Origin of the sequence: Ferrovibrio sp. (genome assembly GCF_002796975.1) — a bacterium.
Classification (GTDB): Bacteria; Pseudomonadota; Alphaproteobacteria; order Ferrovibrionales; family Ferrovibrionaceae; genus Ferrovibrio.
Window position 1 is genome coordinate 849,822 of the sequence record NZ_PEKV01000005.1, and the last position, 284, is coordinate 850,105.

The 284-nt window shown below is 63.4% G+C and carries 1 protein-coding gene (only partly in view); it reads right to left on the reverse strand.

Features of this window, described 5'->3' with window-relative positions; all coding sequences use genetic code 11:
* Positions 1-284, reverse strand: part of the annotated coding region (locus tag CTR53_RS09000; RefSeq protein WP_290811630.1) for an indolepyruvate ferredoxin oxidoreductase family protein (this coding region is incomplete at its 5' end). Its footprint begins 2,107 nt before the window's first position; 284 of its 2,391 annotated nt are in view.

A 284-nucleotide genomic window follows, 5' to 3' on the forward strand; every position in this document is an offset into this window, starting at 1 on the left:
GTGTTGTGCGGGCAGCCTGAGCAGAAATACGGCGTGCGCTGGGTCTTGCCGATGGTGCTGGCGGCGCGCTCCTTTTCCATCTGCTCGATGAAGGCGATGCGCTCCTCGATGCGCGGATTGGTGCCGTAGCGCTTGAGCCAGGTATACAGCGCCTTGGCGACAATGGCGGGCGAGATTTCGCCGGCCGACGGCAGCAGCCAGTTGCCCAGCGCATCGAACTTGCCGATCACCCGCGGGCGCACATCCTCGCGCCAGTTATACAGCTGTTCCTTCAGCTGGTTCTC